Consider the following 4,093-nt stretch of genomic DNA (forward strand, 5'->3'; position numbering starts at 1 on the left):
AACGAAAAATGGTCGTTTGGGGATTTGATATTAGCGATCGCCACCTAAGATTTCGACGATTTTGTATCAAAATTATCCTCACAGGTATTCAAAAATCCGAAATTACCGATTGTGACACTGGGGGGTGCGGAATGTGGGATTGAAGTCTACCCCCATGACTACACGTCGGATTGTTGAATACGATGGTACTGCTTCAATTGTTCAATTAGACCAGCACTCATGATTTTTCTCCCCATCTACCCTGGCAATTCTACCTATTTTAGGGAATGAAACAGCCCTGCTCCTAACTCGGTGACTCTCTAAACAACCTGAAAACTAAAGTTCAAACTTGCCCAATTATTCACATCCAAAACATAGGCATCATTGATGTCAGTTGTAACGTTACTAGCGTTATGTAAATCTTGTAATATGGCTTGGGCAACTTCTAAAGGGTTAACAATGGGACTAATAGCCTGTTGATCTGTGGTAGGATATTTAGCGATCGCTAATGCCGTGAGAGTTTCCTTAAATGGTGCTGTACTCAGAATAATTTGGTGTTCACAAAAAGTATAACGAGTAGGCAGTAACCAGCCAGCTATCGGGTGATTCTCTGGAATTTTGACAGTTTTACCCGGAGGAATCAGAACTTCTATTAATTGGGGTTTGGTGGGGGGAATATCTGTCTGCAGGAAAACTTCCCAAGGATAAAAAGCAAAGGCATCTTGATAATTATTTAAACCCACTAAAATTAAGTATATCGGGCGATCGCTCAAATTTTCAATTTTATATTGCCAGCGACTACCCACAGGAATTGTCGGCATAGCTATTTCTTCATAGCCAGGTGTTTGCAAAGTGTTATCAATACTTGCAGTCCCCAAAGTATCCCTCACCATAAAAACACGGGGTAAAACGTTGTTAACAATCTCTAAAGTTGCCCTCACAGGTAAACGCGAAGAACCTTTATTTTCTGTCAACTGCCACAACTTTGATGCTAACAGAGTAGAAAATTTTGGTTTTAATCGCTGTACTGCCACCTTCACCGCTTCCCCAACTTCCCCTATCGTATTAATAATCAATTCACCACCCAGGCAAAAAAGACCATAACGGCTGGGGACTTGGGCAACTTTACCAAACACATAATCAGCAGTTTCTTCTACAGTAGCAATATTAGCAATCCGGTTAATTCCTGAAAAAACACTAGTAGCATCTACCCGTTCAATTCTTTCCAAACCCTGATCTAAAGCCACATTAACATGAATATTCTGAGGTAATACCCGAATAACTTCTTGGACTATTTGCCCAACTTGAGGTAAAGTAGTAATTTCTTTATTTGTAAATTGGGCTTTAGCTATTAACCCACTTCGTGATTTAACCACTAACTCTTCTCCCGTATCCAGAGTTAACCGAGAATTTACGCCATAATTTGTGAGAACTTGAGTAGGTAATCCTCCTAACCATAATTTGACTGTTTTGCCATCATCATCTATGGCTTGAACTACACCAATACTTCTCAATTTATCAATCGGAAAATAATCAACAATTAAAGCATTTTGAGATTTTTTTGGCTCATTTACTAGACTTGGTTGTTGTTTTCCACCTAACTGATACATGGAGGTAGCAACACCAGCAAGAAAAATTGGGATTGTTTTGGCTGGGATAGTTTCCCACAAATATTGAGTTAAAGCATAAGTCAATAATCCCGCAGTCCAATTAGAGAAAAGAAATTCTCCGGCTTGCTGATTTAGTTCTGAAGTCGCATTGATAATCAGAGGATTATTATTAGCTGATTTATGATTTTTCCGTTGTGATAGAAATTCTAATTCTTCTATTTGTAAAGTTGCTGTTGATAATTCTGGACGGGTACGCATTCGTAAACCACTGGGTTTTAATTCACTAGAATGATAGTAGCTAGTATCTAATATTGCTGTGACTTGATTTGTTGGGAGCGATCGCAATAATAATAACAGAGTTTCTGCCAATAAATAGTTTCTCGAATTTGTCCCCAATAAATTATTCTCATCAACAGGAACTATGGCATTTGCTAATATTCCCGTTCCCAAATTAACACGAGTCCCATAACCAGAAAAATGGAAAATCACCACATCTCCAGGTTTGGCTTGCTTACCCAAGTGATCTAAAAAAGCATTTTCAATAAATTTTCTGCTGGCTTGTTCATCAGTTAAAGTCAGAATATCTGACGCGGCAAAGCCACAACGATTAATTAACAATTCTGTTTGCAATTCCACATCAGTTACACAACCACCAAGGGCAGGACTTTGTGGATATTGATTAATTCCTATCAATAATGCCAACTTCCGCTGATTAGGTTGTGCTAAAGCTTGGTAATAGGGATTACCCAAACTCAACCACTCAGTTTCAGCCACTCCCAATGCCGCTAATAAGCCGCTAATTTGTTGTAAAAACCCACGCCGTTTCATAATTAACAGTCAGACTCCAGCCCATTCTCATAGCTTAAAGGCTGAAGTCTGGAGAGTAAAGTTTTTGATCTTAATCTAAACTAATACAGGTGCAATTTTCATAGCCCTGGTTAACTCAGCCGCAACTTCTGGACGAGAAAATTCCGGTGGTGGTAACTCACCCCGACGTAACATTTCCCGCACCTTGGTTCCCGACAGATGAACCCGTTCCTCTGGTTTGCTAGGACTGGTTTTCGTTGTGGCCATTTGTTTGCTGCGCTTGCAATAGAAAGCGTGTTCAAACTTCATTGGTACAATTCCCAACTCTTCAGGGGCGAATTCATCAAAGATATATTGAGCGTCATAAGTGCCGTAGTAGTCACCCACACCAGCATGATCACGTCCGACAATAAAATGTGTACAGCCGTAATTTTTCCGCACTAAAGCATGGAAAATGGCTTCTCTAGGCCCAGCATAACGCATGGCTGCCGGGTTAATTGCCAAAATTACTCTATCTACAGGGTAATAGTGTTCTAGTAAAATTTCATAACAACGCATCCGCACATCAGCAGCGATGTCATCTTCTTTAGTTGCCCCTACCAATGGGTGCAAAAATAGACCATCAACAGTTTCTAAAGCGCACTTTTGAATATATTCATGGGCGCGGTGGATGGGATTGCGAGTTTGGAAACCCACAATTGTTTTCCAGCCTTTTTCTCGAAACATTTCCCGTGACGCAGCGGGGTCAATTTGGTAGCTGGGAAAATGGGGATGAGAGTCCCGTTGTAATAACCAGATATCACCAGCTAGGTTGATAGAACCTTGGTTATATACTACCTGCACCCCAGGATGTTTAGCATCATCAGTGCGATAAACATTTATGGCTTCTTGTTGTTTGTCGTAGGTATACTTTTGGGTCAGTTCCAATACCCCAATAAACTCGCCTCTGGGGTTATCCAGACGCACCAAACCGCCTGCTTGTAGAGGGGCTGCTACTTCTTCGGTTACGGACAGTGTAATAGGAATTGACCAGACAATACCGTTAGCTAACCGCATTTGGGTGACGACTCGGTTATAGTCTGCTTGGTTCATGAAACCAGTCAAAGGACTAAAACCACCAATGGCAATCATTTCTAAATCAGAAACTGCTCGTTCATCAAGTTCCACACGCGGTAAAAAGTCAGCCTTAGAGAGAAATACTTCTCTTTGTGCTGAGGAAGCAACCCGATTAATTAACTCTCCACCGTGGGCGGCAATGGCATCTGGATGGTAACTCAACGTAATTTTTCCCTAATTGTTGCAGACTATGTACTAATTTACCAAATTATTGGTACACATTGTTAAATTTCTGTGAATTTTTTTCCTTTGCCGGTCGGAAAGGGTGAGATTAGGAAAAGATGGTGTATTTTACAACTGCTAATACTAGTAGTTCGTCAAGATAAAAATGATGGACTGTAGTGTGAGCGTCTCGCTCACGCGGGCAAGACTTGTACTGAGCTTGCGATGCCCTGAGCCTGTCGAAGGGTCGAAGTATGCCCGCACTGCCAAAAACCCGTCAGGGAATAAATTCCCTGTCTCATAGCTCAAGTCCGTTAAAACGGACTAATGAATTTTCCTAGTATTTAGTCATCTTTTAGATGACTTTCGCTATTAGCAAGGAACTTGAGTTCCTTGCGGGATGAAGATTTTGCGTTAAG

Annotated in this window: 2 protein-coding genes; both read right to left on the reverse strand. The window is 40.9% G+C overall.

Annotated elements, in window-relative coordinates; translation table 11 throughout:
• Window positions 1-299 precede the first annotated feature (299 nt).
• Entirely contained in the window at window positions 300-2,417 is a 2,118-nt protein-coding gene (locus tag PN450_RS01675; RefSeq protein WP_271835226.1) for a caspase family protein, read from the reverse strand.
• 75 nt (window positions 2,418-2,492) lie between these two features.
• Window positions 2,493-3,674 (reverse strand): sulfate adenylyltransferase, encoded by a 1,182-nt coding sequence (sat, locus tag PN450_RS01680; RefSeq protein WP_271835227.1) that lies wholly within the window; start codon window positions 3,672-3,674, stop codon window positions 2,493-2,495.
• Window positions 3,675-4,093 lie beyond the last annotated feature (419 nt).

The organism is Dolichospermum lemmermannii CS-548 (assembly GCF_028330815.1).
In the GTDB taxonomy this organism is placed as follows: domain Bacteria; phylum Cyanobacteriota; class Cyanobacteriia; order Cyanobacteriales; family Nostocaceae; genus Dolichospermum; species Dolichospermum lemmermannii.

Coding starts and splice junctions, on each gene's coding strand:
- PN450_RS01675 (WP_271835226.1), bottom strand. CDS start 2,417: ATGAAACGGCGTGGGTTTTTACAACAAATTAGCGGCTTATTAGCGGCA.